General features: G+C 68.8%; 12 protein-coding genes and 1 tRNA gene. 11 read left to right on the forward strand and 2 right to left on the reverse strand.

Features of this window, described 5'->3' with window-relative positions:
• Positions 1-86 precede the first annotated feature (86 nt).
• A complete protein-coding gene (locus ACIO6U_RS28335; RefSeq protein ID WP_355340274.1) occupies positions 87-1532 on the forward strand; it encodes an MFS transporter in 1446 nt (481 codons plus the stop codon).
• A 908-nt stretch (positions 1533-2440) separates the two neighbouring features.
• The gene (locus ACIO6U_RS28340; protein ID WP_391050447.1) at positions 2441-3496 is read left to right on the forward strand and encodes a UDP-N-acetylmuramate dehydrogenase; all 1056 of its coding nucleotides are present in this window, start codon (positions 2441-2443) and stop codon (positions 3494-3496) included.
• A gap of 30 nt (positions 3497-3526) precedes the next feature.
• Here the strand turns inward: ACIO6U_RS28340 and ACIO6U_RS28345 are convergent, their stop codons facing one another.
• A complete protein-coding gene (locus ACIO6U_RS28345) occupies positions 3527-4648 on the reverse strand; it encodes an adenosine deaminase (RefSeq protein WP_391050417.1) in 1122 nt (373 codons plus the stop codon).
• 100 nt (positions 4649-4748) lie between these two features.
• A complete protein-coding gene (locus ACIO6U_RS28350) occupies positions 4749-5987 on the reverse strand; it encodes a pyridoxal phosphate-dependent aminotransferase (protein ID WP_355340268.1) in 1239 nt (412 codons plus the stop codon).
• A 333-nt stretch (positions 5988-6320) separates the two neighbouring features.
• Between ACIO6U_RS28350 and ACIO6U_RS28355 the strand changes: the two genes are divergently transcribed.
• From ACIO6U_RS28355 to ACIO6U_RS28395, 9 genes are all read left to right on the forward strand, one after another.
• Positions 6321-6393 (forward strand) — tRNA-Trp (locus tag ACIO6U_RS28355).
• 106 nt (positions 6394-6499) lie between these two features.
• On the forward strand, positions 6500-6778 hold the full coding sequence (secE, locus tag ACIO6U_RS28360) for a preprotein translocase subunit SecE (RefSeq protein ID WP_355340710.1): 279 nt from the start codon (positions 6500-6502) through the stop codon (positions 6776-6778).
• A 74-nt stretch (positions 6779-6852) separates the two neighbouring features.
• Complete coding sequence (nusG, locus tag ACIO6U_RS28365) at positions 6853-7776, forward strand: transcription termination/antitermination protein NusG (protein WP_401723403.1); 924 nt, start codon at positions 6853-6855, stop codon at positions 7774-7776.
• Between the two features lie 160 nt (positions 7777-7936).
• Positions 7937-8371 carry a 50S ribosomal protein L11 gene (rplK, locus tag ACIO6U_RS28370; protein ID WP_355340262.1) on the forward strand — a complete coding sequence of 145 codons (435 nt, stop codon included), beginning with the start codon at positions 7937-7939 and terminating at the stop codon, positions 8369-8371.
• A 101-nt stretch (positions 8372-8472) separates the two neighbouring features.
• Positions 8473-9198: a 50S ribosomal protein L1 gene (gene rplA, locus ACIO6U_RS28375; RefSeq protein WP_355340259.1), complete on the forward strand. Its 726-nt coding sequence runs from the start codon at positions 8473-8475 to the stop codon at positions 9196-9198.
• A gap of 353 nt (positions 9199-9551) precedes the next feature.
• Positions 9552-10118, forward strand: coding sequence for a 50S ribosomal protein L10 (rplJ, locus tag ACIO6U_RS28380; RefSeq protein WP_355340256.1), 567 nt, complete (start codon positions 9552-9554; stop codon positions 10116-10118).
• An 84-nt stretch (positions 10119-10202) separates the two neighbouring features.
• Positions 10203-10586, forward strand: a complete 384-nt coding sequence (gene rplL, locus ACIO6U_RS28385) for a 50S ribosomal protein L7/L12 (protein WP_355340253.1) — start codon at positions 10203-10205, stop codon at positions 10584-10586.
• A gap of 584 nt (positions 10587-11170) precedes the next feature.
• Positions 11171-14656 carry a DNA-directed RNA polymerase subunit beta gene (rpoB, locus tag ACIO6U_RS28390; RefSeq protein ID WP_355340250.1) on the forward strand — a complete coding sequence of 1162 codons (3486 nt, stop codon included), beginning with the start codon at positions 11171-11173 and terminating at the stop codon, positions 14654-14656.
• Positions 14657-14781: 125 nt separating this feature from the next.
• Entirely contained in the window at positions 14782-18681 is a 3900-nt protein-coding gene (locus tag ACIO6U_RS28395) for a DNA-directed RNA polymerase subunit beta' (protein WP_355340247.1), read from the forward strand.
• Positions 18682-18703: the final 22 nt, after the last annotated feature.

An 18703-nucleotide genomic window follows, 5' to 3' on the forward strand; every position in this document is an offset into this window, starting at 1 on the left:
CGGTTTTTTCTGTCCGCTGAAGTTAGTCATCCATAACTAACCGTACGGCTCGAAGCCGTCGCAGTACGCACTCCACAGGGGGAGTCATGACCCAGCAAGCAGCAGAAGGCCGCAGGCCAGGCACCGCCGCCTGGGCTCTGATCATCACCAGCGTCGCCGGATTCATGGCGGCCCTCGACAATCTCGTGGTCACCACCGCGCTGCCGTCCATCCGCAAGGACCTCGGCGGGGCGCTGTCCGACCTCGAATGGACGGTCAACGCCTACACGCTCACCTTCGCCGTCCTGCTGATGTTCGGCGCGGCGCTGGGCGACCGCTTCGGCCGCCGCAAGCTCTTCCTCACCGGCCTCACGATCTTCACCGGCGCCTCCGCCGCGGCGGCCCTCGCGCCCACCATCTCCATGCTCATCGCCTTCCGCGCGCTCCAGGGCGTCGGCGCCGCGATCATGATGCCGCTCACGCTGACGCTGCTCACCGCGGCGGTCCCTGCCGAGCGGCGAGGCGCCGCGTTCGGGATCTGGGGCGCCGTCAACGGCCTCGCCGTCGCCAGCGGGCCGCTCATCGGCGGCAGCCTGACCGAACACATCTCCTGGCAGTGGATCTTCTGGCTGAACGTTCCGCTCGGCATCGCCCTCATCCCGCTGGCCCGGCTGCGCCTCAACGAGTCCACCGCGCCCGGCGCCCGGCTCGACCCGCGCGGCACCGCGCTCATCAGCCTCGGGCTGTTCGGCGTCGTCTACGCGCTGGTCAACGCCACGACCAAGGGGTGGACCAGCGGGCCGGTGCTCGGCGGCCTCATCGGCGGCGCGGCGCTCGTCGCGGCCTTCATCCGGCACGGGGCGACCTCGCCGAACGCCATGCTGCCGATGCGGCTGTTCCGCAGCCGCGGGTTCTCGGCCATCAACGCGGCCAGCATGCTGATGTTCACCGGGATGTTCGGGTCGATCTTCCTGCTCAGCCAGTTCCTGCAGAACGTCGTCGGCTACTCGCCGACCGAGGCCGGGCTGCGCATGCTGCCGTGGACCGGTATGCCGATGATCGTCGCGCCGATCGCCGGGATTGTCTCCGACCGGATCGGGGGGCGGCCGGTGGTCGCGGCCGGGCTCGCCCTTCAGGCGATCGGGCTCGGGTGGTTCGCGACGATCATCTCGCCGGACGTCTCCTATCTGGCGCAGCTTCCCGCGCTGATCATCAGCGGGGCCGGGATGGCGCTGTTCGTGGCGCCGGCCACGGCGTTGGTGATGGGGAGTGTGCGGGGGGCGGAGCAGGGGATCGCGTCGGGGGCCAACAACGCGCTGCGTGAGGTGGGGGGAGCGCTGGGGATCGCGGTGCTGGGCTCGATCTTTTCCGCGCAGGGCGGGTACGGGTCGGCTGACGCCTTTGTCGACGGGTTGACGCCTGCGCTGTGGGTTGGTGCCGCCGTGCTCGGTGTCGCCACGGTCGCGGCCCTCCTCCTTCCCCGCCGTCCCTCTCCCACCTCCCTCGACTCCACCCCGTCCTCCTCCCCCCGCGACCTCCAGCCCACCGCCTAGCCCTTTCCTGACCGTCCTGGCCCTCTTGACCCCCGTGCCCGGCTTTTTTGGGTGCGGGGGTCAGCCCTTTCTTCCACCGCCCTGTCCCTGGTGTCGGTCCCGGGCCGGGGCACCTCCTCGAGCTGCGTGCTGCCTGCTCCTTTCCCATTCGTCCACGCCCTGTCGGCACGCAAATCTGCGGGGGCACCCCGCCCCGTCCCCTCCGGCCCATCGCCGCCTGACGGTCCCCCGTGGGTGGGGGCTGCGAGGGGGGCGGTTCGCCGTGGGGTGGGGGCTGGGAGGGGGCGGTTCGCCGTGGGGTGGGCGGAGGGGGGTGGGTGGGTTCCGGGCCCTCCGGTACGGCTGCGGGTGACGGTTCGTGGTGGGCGAGGGGTGCGGGGAGGGGGGCGGTTCGCCGTGGGGTGGGCGTCGGGGGCGGTGGCACTGGCTCGTTCGGTACGGGCGCGGGTGGTGTTCGTGGTGGGTGGGGGGCGGCCCTTTTGGTACGGGTGCGGGTGGCGGGGCGTGGGGAGTGGGGGGCCTTTGGTTGGCGGGCGGGGGGCTCGGGGTCTTCACTTCTCGGGGGGCGGTCCTTTCGGATTGGCCGGGGGGAGTTGCGCAGGGCCCGGTTCCCATCCACCCCCCTGCCCGGCCACCCCCACGGACCGTCGGGCGCCGACGGGCGGGGAGGGGTCGGTGCGGGGTGCCCCCGCAGGGGGACGAACGGAAAGGGGCTGGACGTCATCGAAGTGCGGGCACGTTCGTCGCCCGAGGAGGTGCCCCGGGCCGGGACCGACCAGGCACAAGCGGCACCCGCAGACGAAGAAAGCACCCGCACGGGTGGGCGGGTGGGCAAAGACGCCCCCCACGCAAGCGGGCCGGGAAAAGAAGGGAGGGGGCGGGCCCCCTAGGGTGAGGGGGTGGACGTAATGGAGAAGGCGCCGCTGGCCCCGTTGACAACCTTCCGCGTAGGCGGCCCCGCGCACCGCCTGATCACGGCGGCCTCGGACGCCGACGTCATCGCCGCCGTCGCCGCGGCGGACACCACCGGCGACCCCCTCCTGATCGTCGGCGGCGGCAGCAACCTCGTCGTCGGCGACCGCGGCTTCGAGGGAACGGCGCTACGGATCGCCACCCGCGGCGTGACCCTCGACGGCACCTCGCTTGAGGTCGCCGCGGGCGAGACCTGGAGCGACGTCGTGGCGCGGACCGTCGCCGCCGGCCTGGCCGGAATCGAGTGCCTGGCGGGCATCCCCGGCTCGGCGGGGGCGACGCCGATCCAGAACGTCGGCGCCTACGGCCAAGAGGTGTCGACGACGATCACCGAGGTCGTCGCGTACGACCGCCGGACCCGCGAGACGGTGACGCTGGCGAACGACGCGTGCGCCTTCTCGTACCGCCACAGCCGCTTCAAGGCGGAGCCGCACCGCTACGTCGTGCTGCGCGTCCGCTTCGGACTGGAGGACGCGGGCGGGCTCTCCGCCCCGGTGAAGTACGCGGAGACGGCCCGAGCCCTGGGCGTGGAACCCGGCGACCGGGTGCCCCTGGAGAAGGCGCGGGAGACGGTGCTGGCGCTGCGCGCGGGCAAGGGCATGGTGCTGGACGAGGCCGACCACGACACCTGGTCTGCGGGCTCCTTCTTCACCAACCCGATCCTGACCGCCCCGGAGCACGCCGCGTTCCTGGAACGGGCGAAGGAGCGGCTCGGCCAGGACACGGCGCCGCCGTCGTACCCGGCGGGCGAGGCCGGTCAGGGCCTCACCAAGCTCTCGGCGGCCTGGCTGATCGACAAGGCGGGGTTCACCAAGGGGTACGGCAGCGGCCCGGCGCGGATCTCCACCAAGCACACGCTGGCGCTGACCAACCGCGGCGGCGCGACCGCCGAGGATCTGCTGGCGCTGGCCCGCGAGGTACGCGACGGCGTCCACGCGGCGTTCGGCGTGACGCTGGTCAACGAGCCGGTCCTGGTGGGCGTCAGCCTGTAGACCCGACAACCCTCCCGGCAGAGCCCGGCGTCAGCCTGTAGACCCGACGACCCTCTCGGCGGAGCCCACCGCACCCTCGGCGGAGCCCACCGCCCCCTCGGGAGAGCCCACCCCCTCACGAGAGCCCCCGGCCCCCTCCGGTGTCGCCTCCCACTCGGCGATCCCCGCCAGCAGCCGCCGGCGTACGTCCTCCGGCGCGCGGGAGCCCCGTACGGACTGCCGGGCCAGCTCGGCCAGTTCGGCGTCGGTGAAGTCGTGCGAGGCGCGGGCGATCTCGTACTGGGCGGCGAGCCGGGAGCCGAAGAGCAGCGGGTCGTCGGCGCCGAGCGCCATCGGCACGCCCGCCTCGTACAGGGTGCGCAGCGGTACGTCCTCGGCCTTCTCGTACACGCCGAGCGCGACGTTGGAGGCCGGGCAGACCTCGCAGGTGATGCCCTTCTCGGCGAGGCGGCGCAGCAGCCGCGGGTCCTCGGCGGCGCGGACCCCGTGCCCGATACGGCCCGCGTACAGGTCGTCGACGCAGTCGCGGACGCTGGAGGGCCCCGCCAGCTCCCCGCCGTGCGGGGCCGCGAGCAGGCCGCCGTCGCGGGCGATGGCGAAGGCGCGGTCGAAGTCCCGTGCCAGACCGCGCCGTTCGTCGTTGGAGAGCCCGAAGCCGACCACGCCGCGGTCGGCGTACCGGACGGCGAGCCGGGCCAGCGTACGGGCGTCCAGCGGGTGCTTCATGCGGTTGGCGGCGACGACCACGGCCATGCCGACCCCGGTGTCCCGCGAGGCGGTGTGCACGGCGTCCAGGACGATCTCCATCGTGGGGATCAGCCCGCCGAGCCGCGGCGCGTACGAGGTCGGGTCGACCTGGATCTCCAGCCAGCCGGAGCCGTCCGCCGCGTCCTCCTCGGCGGCCTCGCGGACCAGCCGCTGGATGTCCTCCGGGGTGCGCAGGCAGGAGCGGGCGATGTCGTACAGCCGCTGGAAGCGGAACCAGCCGCGCTCGTCGGTGGCCCGGAGTTTGGGGGGTTCGCCCGAGGTCAGCGCCTCGGGGAGGTGCACGCCGTGCCGGTCGGCCAGTTCCAGGAGCGTGCCGGGGCGCATGGAGCCGGTGAAGTGCAGATGCAGATGTGCCTTGGGGAGCTGACGGACCTCGCGTGCCATTCCAAGATCCTGCTATACGACAGCCCCCGTCCGGTACCACTTTCTCCGAACGGGGGCTTGCCCGAATGCAAAAACGGATCGCCGCAGCGTCCTAAGGGGCTCAGTCCTTCGCCTCGCCCAGCAGCTTCTGGAGCCGCGAGACGCCCTCTTCCAGGTCCTCGTCGCCGAGCGCGTACGAAAGCCGCAGGTAGCCGGGGGTGCCGAAGGCCTCACCGGGCACGACCGCGACCTCGGCCTCGTCCAGGATCAGCGCGGCCAGCTCGACGGAGTCGGCCGGGCGCTTGCCGCGGATCTCCTTGCCGAGCAGCGCCTTCACCGACGGGTAGACGTAGAACGCGCCCTCGGGCGTCGGGCAGACGACGCCGTCGATCTCGTTGAGCATCCGCACGATGGTGCGGCGGCGGCGGTCGAAGGCGGTCCGCATCTCGGCGACCGCGTCCAGGTTCCCCGAGACGGCGGCCAGCGCGGCGACCTGCGCGACGTTGGAGACGTTCGAGGTGGCGTGCGACTGGAGGTTCGTCGCGGCCTTGACCACGTCCTTCGGGCCGATGATCCACCCGACCCGCCAGCCGGTCATGGCGTACGTCTTCGCCACGCCGTTGACCACGATGCACTTGTCGCGCAGCTCGGGCACGGCCGTCGGCAGCGAGGTGAACGTCGCGTCGCCGTACACCAGGTGCTCGTAGATCTCGTCGGTCAGCACCCACAGGCCGTGCTCGACGGCCCAGCGGCCGATCGCCTCGGTGTCGGCGGCGCTGTACACGGCGCCGGTGGGGTTGGACGGCGAGACGAACAGCACGACCTTGGTGCGCTCGGTGCGGGCCGCTTCGAGCTGCTCGACCGAGACCCGGTAACCGGTGGTCTCGTCCGCGACGACCTCGACCGGCACGCCGCCCGCGAGCCGGATCGACTCGGGGTAGGTGGTCCAGTACGGGGCGGGCACGATGACCTCGTCACCCGGGTCGAGGATCGCGGCGAACGCCTCGTAGATGGCCTGCTTGCCGCCGTTGGTGACCAGCACCTGCGACGGCTCGACCTCGTAGCCGGAGTCGCGGAGCGTCTTGGCGGCGATGGCGGTCTTCAGCTCGGGCAGACCGCCGGCCGGGGTGTAGCGGTGGTACTTCGGGTTGCGGCACGCCTCCACCGCGGCTTCGACGATGTAGCCGGGCGTCGGGAAATCGGGCTCTCCCGCGCCGAATCCGATGACCGGGCGCCCGGCGGCCTTGAGGGCCTTGGCCTTGGCGTCGACGGCCAGCGTCGCGGACTCGGAGATCGACCCGACGCGGGCCGACACCCGACGGTCGGTGGGAGACTGTACGGGGGGAGTAGCTGCGCTCATGACTGCATGGTCCCAGACGCGGGGGAGGCCCGGCACCCAGGTTTGCGGACCTGTCCGGACTGTGAACACACCCGGTGCGCGCCGGGGGTCCGCGGCCCCGTCGGCACCCGACCGGCACCTGACCAGCGCCTCGCCGGCACCCCGCCGGAACCTCCTCGGCACCCCACCGGCACCCCGTCGACGCCGCGTCAAAACGTCAACGGAACGCGGCCGGAACCTGATCGGACGCAAGGCGTTCGACGGAGGGCCGCGAAACACGTACACTCATCCGTCGATGGCCTTCCCACCGGCACCGCGGTTCCGCAATGCTGCGGTACGTTGGGGGAGTCGCAAAGGGTCGTAGCTCAATTGGTAGAGCACTGGTCTCCAAAACCAGCGGTTGTGGGTTCGAGTCCCTCCGACCCTGCTCCACACGTCACCCGACGGACGTGGGCAGGTAAAGCACTCGCCGTACCGCGCGACGGGCGCGACACGGCCACGACCCGGAGTCAGGTGAGGACGTAGTGACTGAGATCACGGACTCCATCGAGGCCCCTGAGCCTGACACGTCCGAGGACGACGAGACTCGCAAGCCCCGCCGCGGCGGCAAGCGCGGCAAGAAGGGCCCCCTCGGTCGGCTGGCGCTCTTCTACCGCCAGATCGTCGCGGAACTCCGCAAGGTCGTCTGGCCGAGCCGCAACGACCTGATCACCTACACCACAGTGGTGATTGTCTTCGTTGTCGTCGTCATCGGTCTCGTCAGCGTGGTTGACTGGGGATTCTCGAAGCTCGTCTCGTACGTCTTCGGCTGATCCCGCGGTGGGCGCCGGTCCACGGGCGCCTGTCCGCATGTTCCACCCCTTGAAGTCAGGAAGAAGCAGTCACCGTGTCTGACCCGAACGTGTACGACGCCGACGAATCCGTTGAGGGCGACGACACCGCGCTCGACATCGTCGAGGCCGCCGACGGCGAGATCGACCAGGCCGAGGCTGCCGACCTGAACGCCGGCGAAGCCGCCGAGCAGGCCGCCGTCCACGAGGACGAGGATGAGGAAGCCGCCGAGGCCGCCACGGACGAGGCGGACGACGACGAGGCGGACGACGAGTCCGACGAGGACGTGGCGGTCGCCGACGAGGACGAAGCGGCTGAGGACGAAGCGGACGAGGACGACGGCGAGGCCGCCGTGTCCGAGCCGGTCGTGGACGCGGTCGCCGCCTTCCGCGAGGAGCTTCGCACCCTGCCCGGCGAGTGGTACGTGATCCACACCTACGCCGGTTACGAGAACCGCGTGAAGTCCAACCTGGAGCAGCGCGCCGTCTCGCTCAACGTCGAGGACTACATCTACCAGGCCGAAGTGCCCCAGGAAGAAGTCGTCCAGATCAAGAACGGCGACCGCAAGACCATTCGGCAGAACAAGCTCCCCGGCTACGTGCTGGTGCGCATGGACCTGACGAACGAGTCGTGGGGCGTCGTCCGCAACACCCCCGGTGTCACCGGCTTCGTCGGCAACGCGTACGACCCGTACCCGCTGACCCTCGACGAGATCGTGAAGATGCTCGCCCCGGAGGTGGAGGCCGCGGCCGAGGCCGCCGCCATCGCCGAGGGCACCGCCCAGCCGCGCAAGGTCGAGGTCCAGGTGCTGGACTTCGAGGTCGGCGACTCGGTCACCGTCACCGACGGCCCCTTCGCGACGCTCCAGGCGACGATCAACGAGATCAACGCCGACTCGAAGAAGGTCAAGGGCCTGGTCGAGATCTTCGGCCGCGAGACCCCGGTCGAGCTGAGCTTCGACCAGATCCAGAAGAACTGAGACTTTTCCAGCGGCCCCCGTTCGACGGATTTCCGTCGGCCGGGGGCCGCTGTGTCCCCCGGCCACCGGCCGGTTTCAGGATGCGGGCCAATACCCGCTAAAGTGGTGCGGTATGCCTGTACGCAGGCACGAACACTCTCAACAGGACCCGGAGAGAGCAATGCCTCCCAAGAAGAAGAAGATCACGGGGCTGATCAAGCTCCAGATCAACGCCGGCGCGGCCAACCCGGCGCCGCCGGTCGGCCCCGCCCTGGGCCAGCACGGCGTGAACATCATGGAGTTCTGCAAGGCCTACAACGCGGCGACCGAGTCGCAGCGCGGCATGGTGATCCCGGTGGAGATCACGGTCTACGACGACCGTTCCTTCACCTTCATCACCAAGACGCCGCCGGCGGCCAAGCTGATCCTCAAGGCCGCGGGTGTCGAGAAGGGCTCCGGCGAGCCGCACGTCAAGAAGGTCGCCAAGCTCACCCGCGACCAGGTTCGGGACATCGCCACGACGAAGCTCCCCGACCTGAACGCGAACGACCTGGACGCCGCCGAGAAGATCATCGCCGGCACCGCCCGCTCCATGGGCATCACGGTCGAGGGCTGACGCCCGAGCGACAGAGGCGAGGGCTGACGCCCCGCCGGTTCATCTGTGGCAGGGCCTGCTCGGCCCGTACCACGACTCCCCTTCACCAACAGGAGCAGTAAGTGAGCAAGCGCAGCAAGTCCCTTCGCGCTGCCGACGGCAAGATCGACGCGGAGCGCCTGTACGCCCCGCTCGAGGCCGTCCGGATCGCCAAGGACACCGCGACCACCAAGTTCGACTCGACCGTCGAGGTCGCCTTCCGCCTGGGTGTCGACCCGCGCAAGGCCGACCAGATGGTCCGTGGCACCGTGAACCTTCCGCACGGCACCGGCAAGACCGCCCGGGTCCTGGTCTTCGCGACCGGTGACCGTGCTGCGGCCGCGGAAGCCGCGGGAGCCGACATCGTCGGCTCCGACGAACTGATCGACGAGGTGTCGAAGGGCCGTCTGGACTTCGACGCCGTCGTCGCCACCCCGGACCTCATGGGCAAGGTCGGCCGTCTGGGCCGCGTGCTCGGTCCCCGTGGCCTGATGCCGAACCCGAAGACCGGTACGGTCACCCCGGACGTGGCGAAGGCTGTCACGGACATCAAGGGCGGCAAGATCGAGTTCCGCGTCGACAAGCACTCGAACCTGCACTTCATCATCGGCAAGGTCTCCTTCGACGAGACCAAGCTGGTGGAGAACTACGCGGCGGCCCTGGACGAGATCCTGCGTCTCAAGCCGTCCGCCGCCAAGGGTCGTTACATCAAGAAGGCCGCCGTGAGCACCACCATGGGCCCCGGCATCCAGGTCGACCCCAACCGCACCCGCAACCTCCTCGTCGAGGAGGACCCGGCGTCCGTCTGATGACGACGCGGGGCCACGCGTAAGGCGTGCGGCACCATCCGAAGTCCGGCCTCCGTGCACACCGCACGGGGGCCGGATTTGGTGTTGTCAGGACCCGTCCCGTACGCTTCCCGAGAAGCCAAAGACCGCTGGTCGTTGCCGTGCCCCGAAAAGGGCGTGGCGGCCGAAGGATCCGCTAGCTGCGGATGGCCCGCGCAGGTGATCGTGGATGAACTCCGGAAGAGATTTCCGCCGAGCGGAAGTCGATTCCGTCGAGTCACGCCCCGTGCGCCTGCGCCGGGGCGTTCGTTTTTGCCAAGTCCCCTCCTTCAATTCCGTGCGGTCCGCAATCACCCGGAAGGAGGCCGAGACTCATGGCGAGGCCCGATAAGGCTGCCGCGGTTGCCGAGTTGACGGATCAGTTCCGCTCCTCGAACGCCGCTGTGCTGACCGAGTACCGCGGTCTCACCGTGGCGCAGCTCAAGACGCTGCGCCGTTCGCTCGGTGAGAACGTCACGTACGCCGTGGTGAAGAACACGCTGACCAAGATCGCGGCCAACGAGGCCGGGATCAGCACGCTCGACGACCTGTTCGCGGGTCCGTCGGCCGTCGCCTTCGTCGCCGGTGACCCGGTCGAGGCGGCGAAGGGTCTGCGCGACTTCGCCAAGGACAACCCCGCTCTCGTCATCAAGGGCGGTGTCCTTGACGGCAAGGCGCTGTCCGCCGACGAGATCAAGAAGCTCGCGGACCTCGAGTCCCGCGAGGTTCTGCTCGCCAAGCTGGCGGGCGCCATGAAGGCCAAGCAGTCGCAGACTGCCGCGCTCTTCCAGGCGCTGCCCTCGAAGTTCGTCCGCACCGCGGAGGCGCTTCGTGCCAAGCAGGCCGAGCAGGCAGAGCAGGGCGGTGCCGGTACGCCGGCTCCCGCCGAGGCTGCGGAGTAACCACTCCCGCAGTCCAGCGGGCTCCGAGTACGCCCGCCGACATCGACAACCGGCACCAGCCGAATTAGTGGAAGGACCGCCATCATGGCGAAGCTCAGCCAGGCCGAGCTGCTCGAGCAGTTCGAGACCCTCACCCTCATCGAGCTCTCCGAGTTCGTGAAGGCCTTCGAGGAGAAGTTCGACGTCACCGCCGCCGCCCCCGTCGCCGCCGCCGGTGTCGCCGGTCCGGCCGCCGTCGCGGACGCCGCCCCGGAGCAGGACGAGTTCGACGTCGTCCTCACCGCCGCCGGTGACAAGAAGATCCAGGTCATCAAGGTCGTGCGTGAGCTGACCTCGCTCGGCCTGAAGGAGGCCAAGGACCTCGTGGACGGCGCCCCGAAGCCCGTCCTGGAGAAGGTCGACAAGGCTGCCGCCGACAAGGCCGCCGAGTCCCTCAAGGCCGCCGGCGCCTCGGTCGAGGTCAAGTAACACCGAGCGGCACCCAGCAGTCCCCGTACGGCCCGCACAGGGCCGGACAGCCGTAGGGCGGTCACCCATCCGGGTGGCCGCCCTACGGCGTTCCCGCGTCCTTGTGGCGGGGCGGTGCCACCGTCCGGATAAGGTGATCGTTCCCGCACGGGACCTGCTCCGGGAGCCATCCGGCAGGGGGGCCGGGAGCGGGGCTGTGAGCATCTCTGCCAGGCCAGGGCCTTGACGAACCGCACGCGGCGCGCAATTCTCAGGACGCGTCGACACTTCGATCCGGGTTGGATGCATGGATCGGGGGAGATGCGGGAATGCATGGCGCAGGCGCGGATCCGGTTCCGAGGCGGGATCCGCAGGACGGACGAGGGGGCGATGATTCGGTACTCCGAATCTCTGCTCTGGACATCAGTGTGCCGAGTGGCTACACTGACCCTTTGCGCTGCCTGTTAGCTGCTGCCTGGCCCGTCACCAGGAGCATGCCCACGTCTGAGCACTGCTGAAGAAGTCCGCCATCAGGGCTTTCTTCTTACGCTCAGGGGCGGACCGGTATGCGCGTAGTGAGTCCGAGCCCTCGGAAGGACCCCCTCTTGGCCGCCTCGCGCAACGCCTCGACCACCAATTCGAACAACGGCGCAAGCACCGCCCCGCTGCGCATCTCTTTCGCGAAGATCCGTGAACCGCTCGAAGTTCCGAACCTCCTCGCGCTCCAGACCGAGAGCTTTGACTGGCTGCTCGGCAACGCCGCGTGGAAGGCCCGTGTCGAGGCGGCCCTGGACAGTGGGCAGGACGTCCCCAGGAAGTCGGGTCTGGAGGAGATCTTCGAGGAGATCTCGCCGATCGAGGACTTCTCCGGGTCGATGTCGCTCACTTTCCGTGACCACCGATTCGAGCCTCCGAAGAACTCGCTGGACGAGTGCAAGGAGCGCGACTTCACGTACGGCGCCCCGCTCTTCGTCACCGCCGAGTTCACCAACAACGAGACCGGCGAGATCAAGTCCCAGACGGTCTTCATGGGTGACTTCCCGCTGATGACCAACAAGGGCACCTTCTGCATCAACGGCACCGAGCGTGTCGTCGTCTCGCAGCTCGTGCGCTCGCCGGGTGTCTACTTCGACAGCCAGATCGACAAGACGTCCGACAAGGACATCTTCTCCGCCAAGATCATCCCGTCCCGGGGTGCCTGGCTGGAGATGGAGATCGACAAGCGCGACATGGTCGGTGTCCGCATCGACCGCAAGCGCAAGCAGTCGGTCACCGTCCTGCTCAAGGCGCTCGGCTGGAGCACCGAGCAGATCCTGGACGAGTTCGGCGACTACGAGTCGATGCGCGCCACCCTGGAGAAGGACCACACCCAGGGCCAGGACGACGCGCTGCTCGACATCTACCGCAAGCTGCGTCCGGGCGAGCCGCCGACCAAGGAGGCCGCGCAGACCCTGCTGGAGAACCTCTACTTCAACCCCAAGCGCTACGACCTCGCGAAGGTCGGCCGCTACAAGGTGAACAAGAAGCTCGGCAGCGACGCGCCCCTGGACGCCGGTGTGCTCACCACCGACGACATCATCGCCACCATCAAGTACCTGGTGAAGCTGCACGCCGGTGAGACCGAGACCACCGGGGAGAACGGCTCCTCGATGGTCGTCGAGGTCGACGACATCGACCACTTCGGCAACCGCCGCCTGCGCAACGTGGGCGAGCTGATCCAGAACCAGGTCCGTACCGGCCTGGCCCGTATGGAGCGCGTGGTCCGCGAGCGGATGACGACCCAGGACGTCGAGGCGATCACGCCGCAGACCCTGATCAACATCCGGCCGGTCGTCGCCTCCATCAAGGAGTTCTTCGGCACCAGCCAGCTCTCCCAGTTCATGGACCAGACGAACCCGCTGTCCGGCCTGACCCACAAGCGCCGCCTGTCGGCGCTGGGCCCCGGCGGTCTGTCCCGTGAGCGGGCCGGCTTCGAGGTCCGCGACGTGCACCCGTCGCACTACGGCCGCATGTGCCCGATCGAGACCCCCGAAGGCCCGAACATCGGCCTGATCGGCTCGCTCGCCTCCTACGGCCGGGTCAACGCGTTCGGCTTCGTCGAGACCCCGTACCGCAAGGTCGTCGAGGGCGTCGTCACCGACGACGTCGACTACCTGACCGCGGACGAGGAAGACCGCTTCGTCATCGCGCAGGCCAACGCGCCGCTCACCGAGGACCTGCGGTTCGCCGAGTCCCGCGTGCTGGTCCGCCGCCGCGGCGGCGAGATCGACTACATCCCCGGCGACGACGTCGACTACATGGACGTCTCGCCGCGCCAGATGGTGTCGGTCGCGACCGCGATGATCCCGTTCCTGGAGCACGACGACGCCAACCGCGCGCTCATGGGATCGAACATGATGCGCCAGGCCGTGCCGCTGATCAAGGCGGAGGCGCCGCTGGTCGGCACCGGCATGGAGTACCGCTGCGCGGTCGACGCCGGTGACGTCATCAAGGCGGACAAGGACGGTGTGGTCCAGGAGGTCTCCGCCGACTACGTCACCATCACCAACGACGACGGCACGTACACCACGTACCGCGTCGCGAAGTTCTCCCGCTCCAACCAGGGCACGTCCTTCAACCAGAAGGTCGTCGTCAACGAGGGCGACCGGGTCGTCGTCGGCCAGGTGCTCGCCGACGGTCCCTCGACCGACGAGGGCGAGATGGCCCTCGGCAAGAACCTCCTGGTGGCGTTCATGCCCTGGGAGGGCCACAACTACGAAGACGCGATCATCCTCAGCCAGCGGCTGGTCCAGGACGACGTCCTCTCCTCGATCCACATCGAGGAGCACGAGGTCGACGCCCGTGACACCAAGCTCGGCCCGGAGGAGATCACCCGGGACATCCCCAACGTCTCCGAGGAGGTCCTCGCGGACCTCGACGAGCGCGGGATCATCCGGATCGGCGCCGACGTCGTCGCCGGCGACATCCTGGTCGGCAAGGTCACGCCCAAGGGCGAGACCGAGCTGACCCCGGAGGAGCGCCTGCTGCGCGCGATCTTCGGCGAGAAGGCCCGTGAGGTCCGTGACACCTCGCTGAAGGTGCCGCACGGCGAGACCGGCAAGGTCATCGGCGTCCGGGTCTTCGACCGCGAGGAGGGCGACGAACTGCCGCCCGGTGTCAACCAGCTCGTGCGCGTGTACGTGGCGCAGAAGCGGAAGATCACCGACGGCGACAAGCTCGCCGGCCGTCACGGCAACAAGGGCGTCATCTCGAAGATCCTGCCGGTCGAGGACATGCCGTTCACCGAGGACGGCACCCCGGTCGACATCATCCTCAACCCGCTCGGCGTCCCGTCCCGCATGAACCCGGGACAGGTGCTGGAGATCCACCTCGGCTGGCTCGCCAAGCAGGGCTGGGACGTCTCCGGTATCGGCGAGGAGTGGGCGCGTCGCCTCCAGGCGATCGACGCGGACGTCGTCGCCGCCGGCACCAACGTCGCGACCCCGGTCTTCGACGGCGCCCGCGAGGACGAGATCCGCGGTCTGTTCGAGTCCACCATCCCGAACCGCGACGGCGACCGCATGGTCCTGCCGTCCGGCAAGGCGCGGATGTTCGACGGCCGCTCCGGCGAGCCGTTCCCTGAGCCGATCTCGATCGGCTACATGTACATCCTCAAGCTGCACCACCTGGTGGACGACAAGCTGCACGCCCGCTCCACCGGTCCGTACTCGATGATCACCCAGCAGCCGCTGGGTGGTAAGGCGCAGTTCGGTGGCCAGCGATTCGGTGAGATGGAGGTGTGGGCGCTGGAGGCGTACGGCGCCGCTTACGCCCTCCAGGAGCTGCTGACCATCAAGTCCGACGACGTGCTCGGCCGCGTGAAGGTCTACGAGGCCATCGTCAAGGGCGAGAACATCCCCGAGCCGGGCATCCCCGAGTCCTTCAAGGTGCTCATCAAGGAAATGCAGTCGCTCTGCCTCAACGTGGAGGTGCTGTCCTCGGACGGCATGTCCATCGAGATGCGTGACACCGACGAGGACGTCTTCCGCGCCGCGGAAGAACTCGGTATCGACCTGTCCCGGCGGGAGCCGAGCAGCGTCGAAGAGGTCTGACGGGCCGGTCGCCCGGTCCCTCCAGGACCGGGCGACCTCTCCCAGGACCGTTCAGACCATGTTTGACAATCGACCCCGACCGCGTTTTTTGGTCGGGTGGAACCCGAAGGCGGGATTGACGACAAGTGCTCGACGTCAACTTCTTCGACGAGCTGCGGATCGGCCTTGCCACCGCGGACGACATTCGTACCTGGTCGCACGGCGAAGTGAAGAAGCCGGAGACCATCAACTACCGCACGCTCAAGCCGGAAAAGGACGGGCTCTTCTGCGAGAAGATCTTCGGCCCGACCCGGGACTGGGAGTGCTACTGCGGGAAGTACAAGCGGGTCCGCTTCAAGGGCATCATCTGTGAGCGCTGCGGCGTCGAGGTCACTCGCGCCAAGGTGCGTCGTGAGCGGATGGGCCACATCGAGCTGGCCGCGCCCGTCACGCACATCTGGTACTTCAAGGGCGTTCCGTCACGCCTCGGCTACCTGCTCGACCTCGCCCCGAAGGACCTGGAGAAGGTCATCTACTTCGCGGCGTACATGATCACGTGGGTGGACGACGAGCGCCGCACGCGCGACCTGCCGTCGCTGGAGGCCCAGGTCTCCGTCGAGCGCCAGCAGGTCGAGCAGCGCCGTGACTCCGACGTCGAGGGCCGGCAGAAGAAGCTGGAAGCCGACCTGGCCGAGCTGGAGAACGAAGGCGCCAAGGCCGACGTCCGCCGCAAGGTCCGCGAAGGCGCCGAGCGCGAGATGAAGCAGCTCCGCGACCGTGCGCAGCGCGAGATCGACCGGCTCGACGAGGTGTGGGCCCGCTTCAAGAACCTCAAGGTCCAGGACCTGGAGGGCGACGAGCTGCTCTACCGCGAGCTGCGCGACCGCTTCGGTACGTACTTCCAGGGTTCGATGGGTGCCGCGGCGCTGCAAAAGCGCCTGGAGTCCTTCGACCTGGAGGAGGAGGCCGAGCGCCTCCGCGAGATCATCCGTACCGGCAAGGGCCAGAAGAAGACCCGGGCGCTCAAGCGCCTCAAGGTCGTCTCCGCCTTCCTCCAGACCACCAACAAGCCCAACGGCATGGTGCTGGACTGCGTCCCGGTGATCCCGCCGGACCTGCGTCCGATGGTGCAGCTCGACGGTGGCCGCTTCGCGACCTCCGACCTCAACGACCTGTACCGCCGTGTCATCAACCGCAACAACCGCCTGAAGCGGCTTCTCGACCTCGGCGCCCCCGAGATCATCGTGAACAACGAGAAGCGCATGCTCCAGGAGGCCGTCGACGCGCTCTTCGACAACGGCCGTCGCGGCCGCCCGGTCACGGGCCCCGGCAACCGTCCGCTGAAGTCGCTGTCCGACATGCTCAAGGGCAAGCAGGGCCGCTTCCGGCAGAACCTGCTCGGCAAGCGCGTCGACTACTCCGCCCGTTCGGTGATCGTCGTCGGCCCGCAGCTCAAGCTGCACCAGTGCGGCCTGCCCAAGGCCATGGCGCTGGAGCTCTTCAAGCCGTTCGTGATGAAGCGCCTGGTGGACCTGAACCACGCGCAGAACATCAAGTCGGCCAAGCGCATGGTCGAGCGCGGCCGTACGGTCGTGTACGACGTGCTCGAAGAGGTCATCGCCGAGCACCCGGTGCTGCTCAACCGCGCACCGACCCTGCACCGTCTGGGCATCCAGGCCTTCGAGCCGCAGCTCGTCGAGGGCAAGGCCATCCAGATCCACCCGCTGGTCTGCACCGCGTTCAACGCGGACTTCGACGGCGACCAGATGGCCGTGCACCTCCCGCTGTCCGCGGAGGCGCAGGCCGAGGCCCGCATCCTGATGCTGTCCTCGAACAACATCCTCAAGCCGGCCGACGGCCGTCCGGTCACCATGCCGACCCAGGACATGGTGCTCGGTCTGTTCTTCCTGACCACGGACTCCGAGGAGCGCGAGGTCATCGGGGAGAACCGGGCGTTCGGTTCGACCGCCGAGGCGATCATGGCGTTCGACGGCCGTGAGCTGTCGATGCAGGCGCCGGTCGACATCCGCTTCCCGGTGGGCACCGTCCCGCCGCGCGGCTGGGTGCCGCCGGAGCCCACCGAGGGCGAGGAGCCGTACCAGCTCGGCGACACGTTCCGGCTGCGGACGACCCTGGGCCGCGCGCTCTTCAACGAGCTGCTGCCCGAGGACTACCCGTTCGTGGACTACGCGGTCGGCAAGAAGCAGCTCTCCGAGATCGTCAACGACCTCGCCGAGCGCTACCCGAAGGTCATCGTGGCGGCGACGCTCGACAACCTGAAGGCGGCGGGCTTCCACTGGGCGACCCGTTCCGGTGTCACCGTGTCCGTCACGGACATCGTGGTGCCCGAGGCCAAGAAGGCGATCATCGCCTCCTACGAGGCCCAGGACGAGAAGGTCCAGAAGCAGTACGAGCGCGGTCTGATCACCAAGGACGAGCGCACTCAGGAGCTCATCGCGATCTGGACCAAGGCGACCAACGAGGTCGCCGTGGCGATGAACGCGAACTTCCCGAAGACCAACCCCATCTTCATGATGGTGGACTCCGGGGCCCGCGGAAACATGATGCAGATGCGTCAGATCGCGGGTATGCGTGGCCTGGTGTCGAACGCCAAGAACGAGACGATCGCCCGTCCGATCAAGGCGTCCTTCCGTGAGGGCCTGTCCGTGCTGGAGTACTTCATCTCCACCCACGGTGCCCGTAAGGGTCTGGCCGACACCGCGCTGCGTACCGCCGACTCGGGTTACCTGACCCGTCGTCTGGTGGACGTCTCGCAGGACGTGATCATCCGCGAGGAGGACTGCGGCACCGAGCGCGGTCTGAAGCTGCGGATCGCCGAGCGCGGCGCGGACGGTTCGCTGCGCAAGACGGACGACGTCGAGACCAGCGTGTACGCCCGCATGCTCGCAGAGGACGTCGTGGTGGACGGCAAGGTCATCGCGCCCGCCAACGTCGACCTCGGTGACGTGCTGATCGACCAGCTCGTGCGGCACGGTGTCGAGGAGGTCAAGACCCGCTCGATCCTCACCTGCGAGTCGACCGTCGGCACCTGCGCGTACTGCTACGGCCGTTCGCTGGCCACCGGCAAGCTCGTCGACATCGGCGAGGCCGTCGGTATCATCGCGGCCCAGTCGATCGGTGAGCCCGGCACCCAGCTCACGATGCGTACCTTCCACACCGGTGGTGTGGCCGGTGACGACATCACGCAGGGTCTGCCGCGTGTCGTCGAGCTGTTCGAGGCCCGTGTCCCGAAGGGTGTCGCCCCGATCTCCGAGGCGTCCGGCCGGGTGCGGATCGAGGAGACCGAGAAGACGAAGAAGCTCGTCGTCACCCCGGACGACGGTGCCGAGGAGATCGCCTACCCGATCTCCAAGCGCGCCAAGCTCCTGGTGGGCGAGGGCGACCACGTCGAGGTCGGCCAGAAGCTGACCTTCGGTGCCACCAACCCGCACGACGTGCTGCGCATTCTGGGCCAGCGCCAGGTGCAGATCCACCTGGTGCAGGAAGTCCAGAAGGTCTACAACTCGCAGGGCGTGTCGATCCACGACAAGCACATCGAGATCATCATCCGGCAGATGCTGCGCCGGGTGACGATCATCGAGTCCGGCGACGCGGAGCTGCTGCCCGGCGAGCTGGTCGAGCGCGGCCGGTTCGAGACCGAGAACCGGCGTGTGGTCTCCGAGGGCGGTCACCCGGCCTCGGGTCGTCCGCAGCTCATGGGTATCACCAAGGCCTCGCTGGCCACGGAGTCCTGGCTGTCGGCCGCCTCCTTCCAGGAGACGACCCGGGTGCTGACCGACGCGGCGATCCACGCCAAGTCGGACTCGCTGCTGGGCCTGAAGGAGAACGTCATCATCGGCAAGCTGATCCCGGCCGGTACGGGCCTCGCCCGCTACCGCAACATCCGGGTGGAGCCGACCGAGGAGGCCAAGGCCGCGATGTACTCGGCCGTCGGCTACGACGACATCGACTACAGCCCGTTCGGCACCGGCTCCGGCCAGGCCGTTCCGCTGGAGGACTACGACTACGGCCCGTACAACGGCTGAGTTTCGTCCCGTTGCTGTCACA

Source organism: Streptomyces sp. NPDC087422, assembly GCF_044744145.1.
In the GTDB taxonomy this organism is placed as follows: Bacteria; Actinomycetota; Actinomycetes; order Streptomycetales; family Streptomycetaceae; genus Actinacidiphila.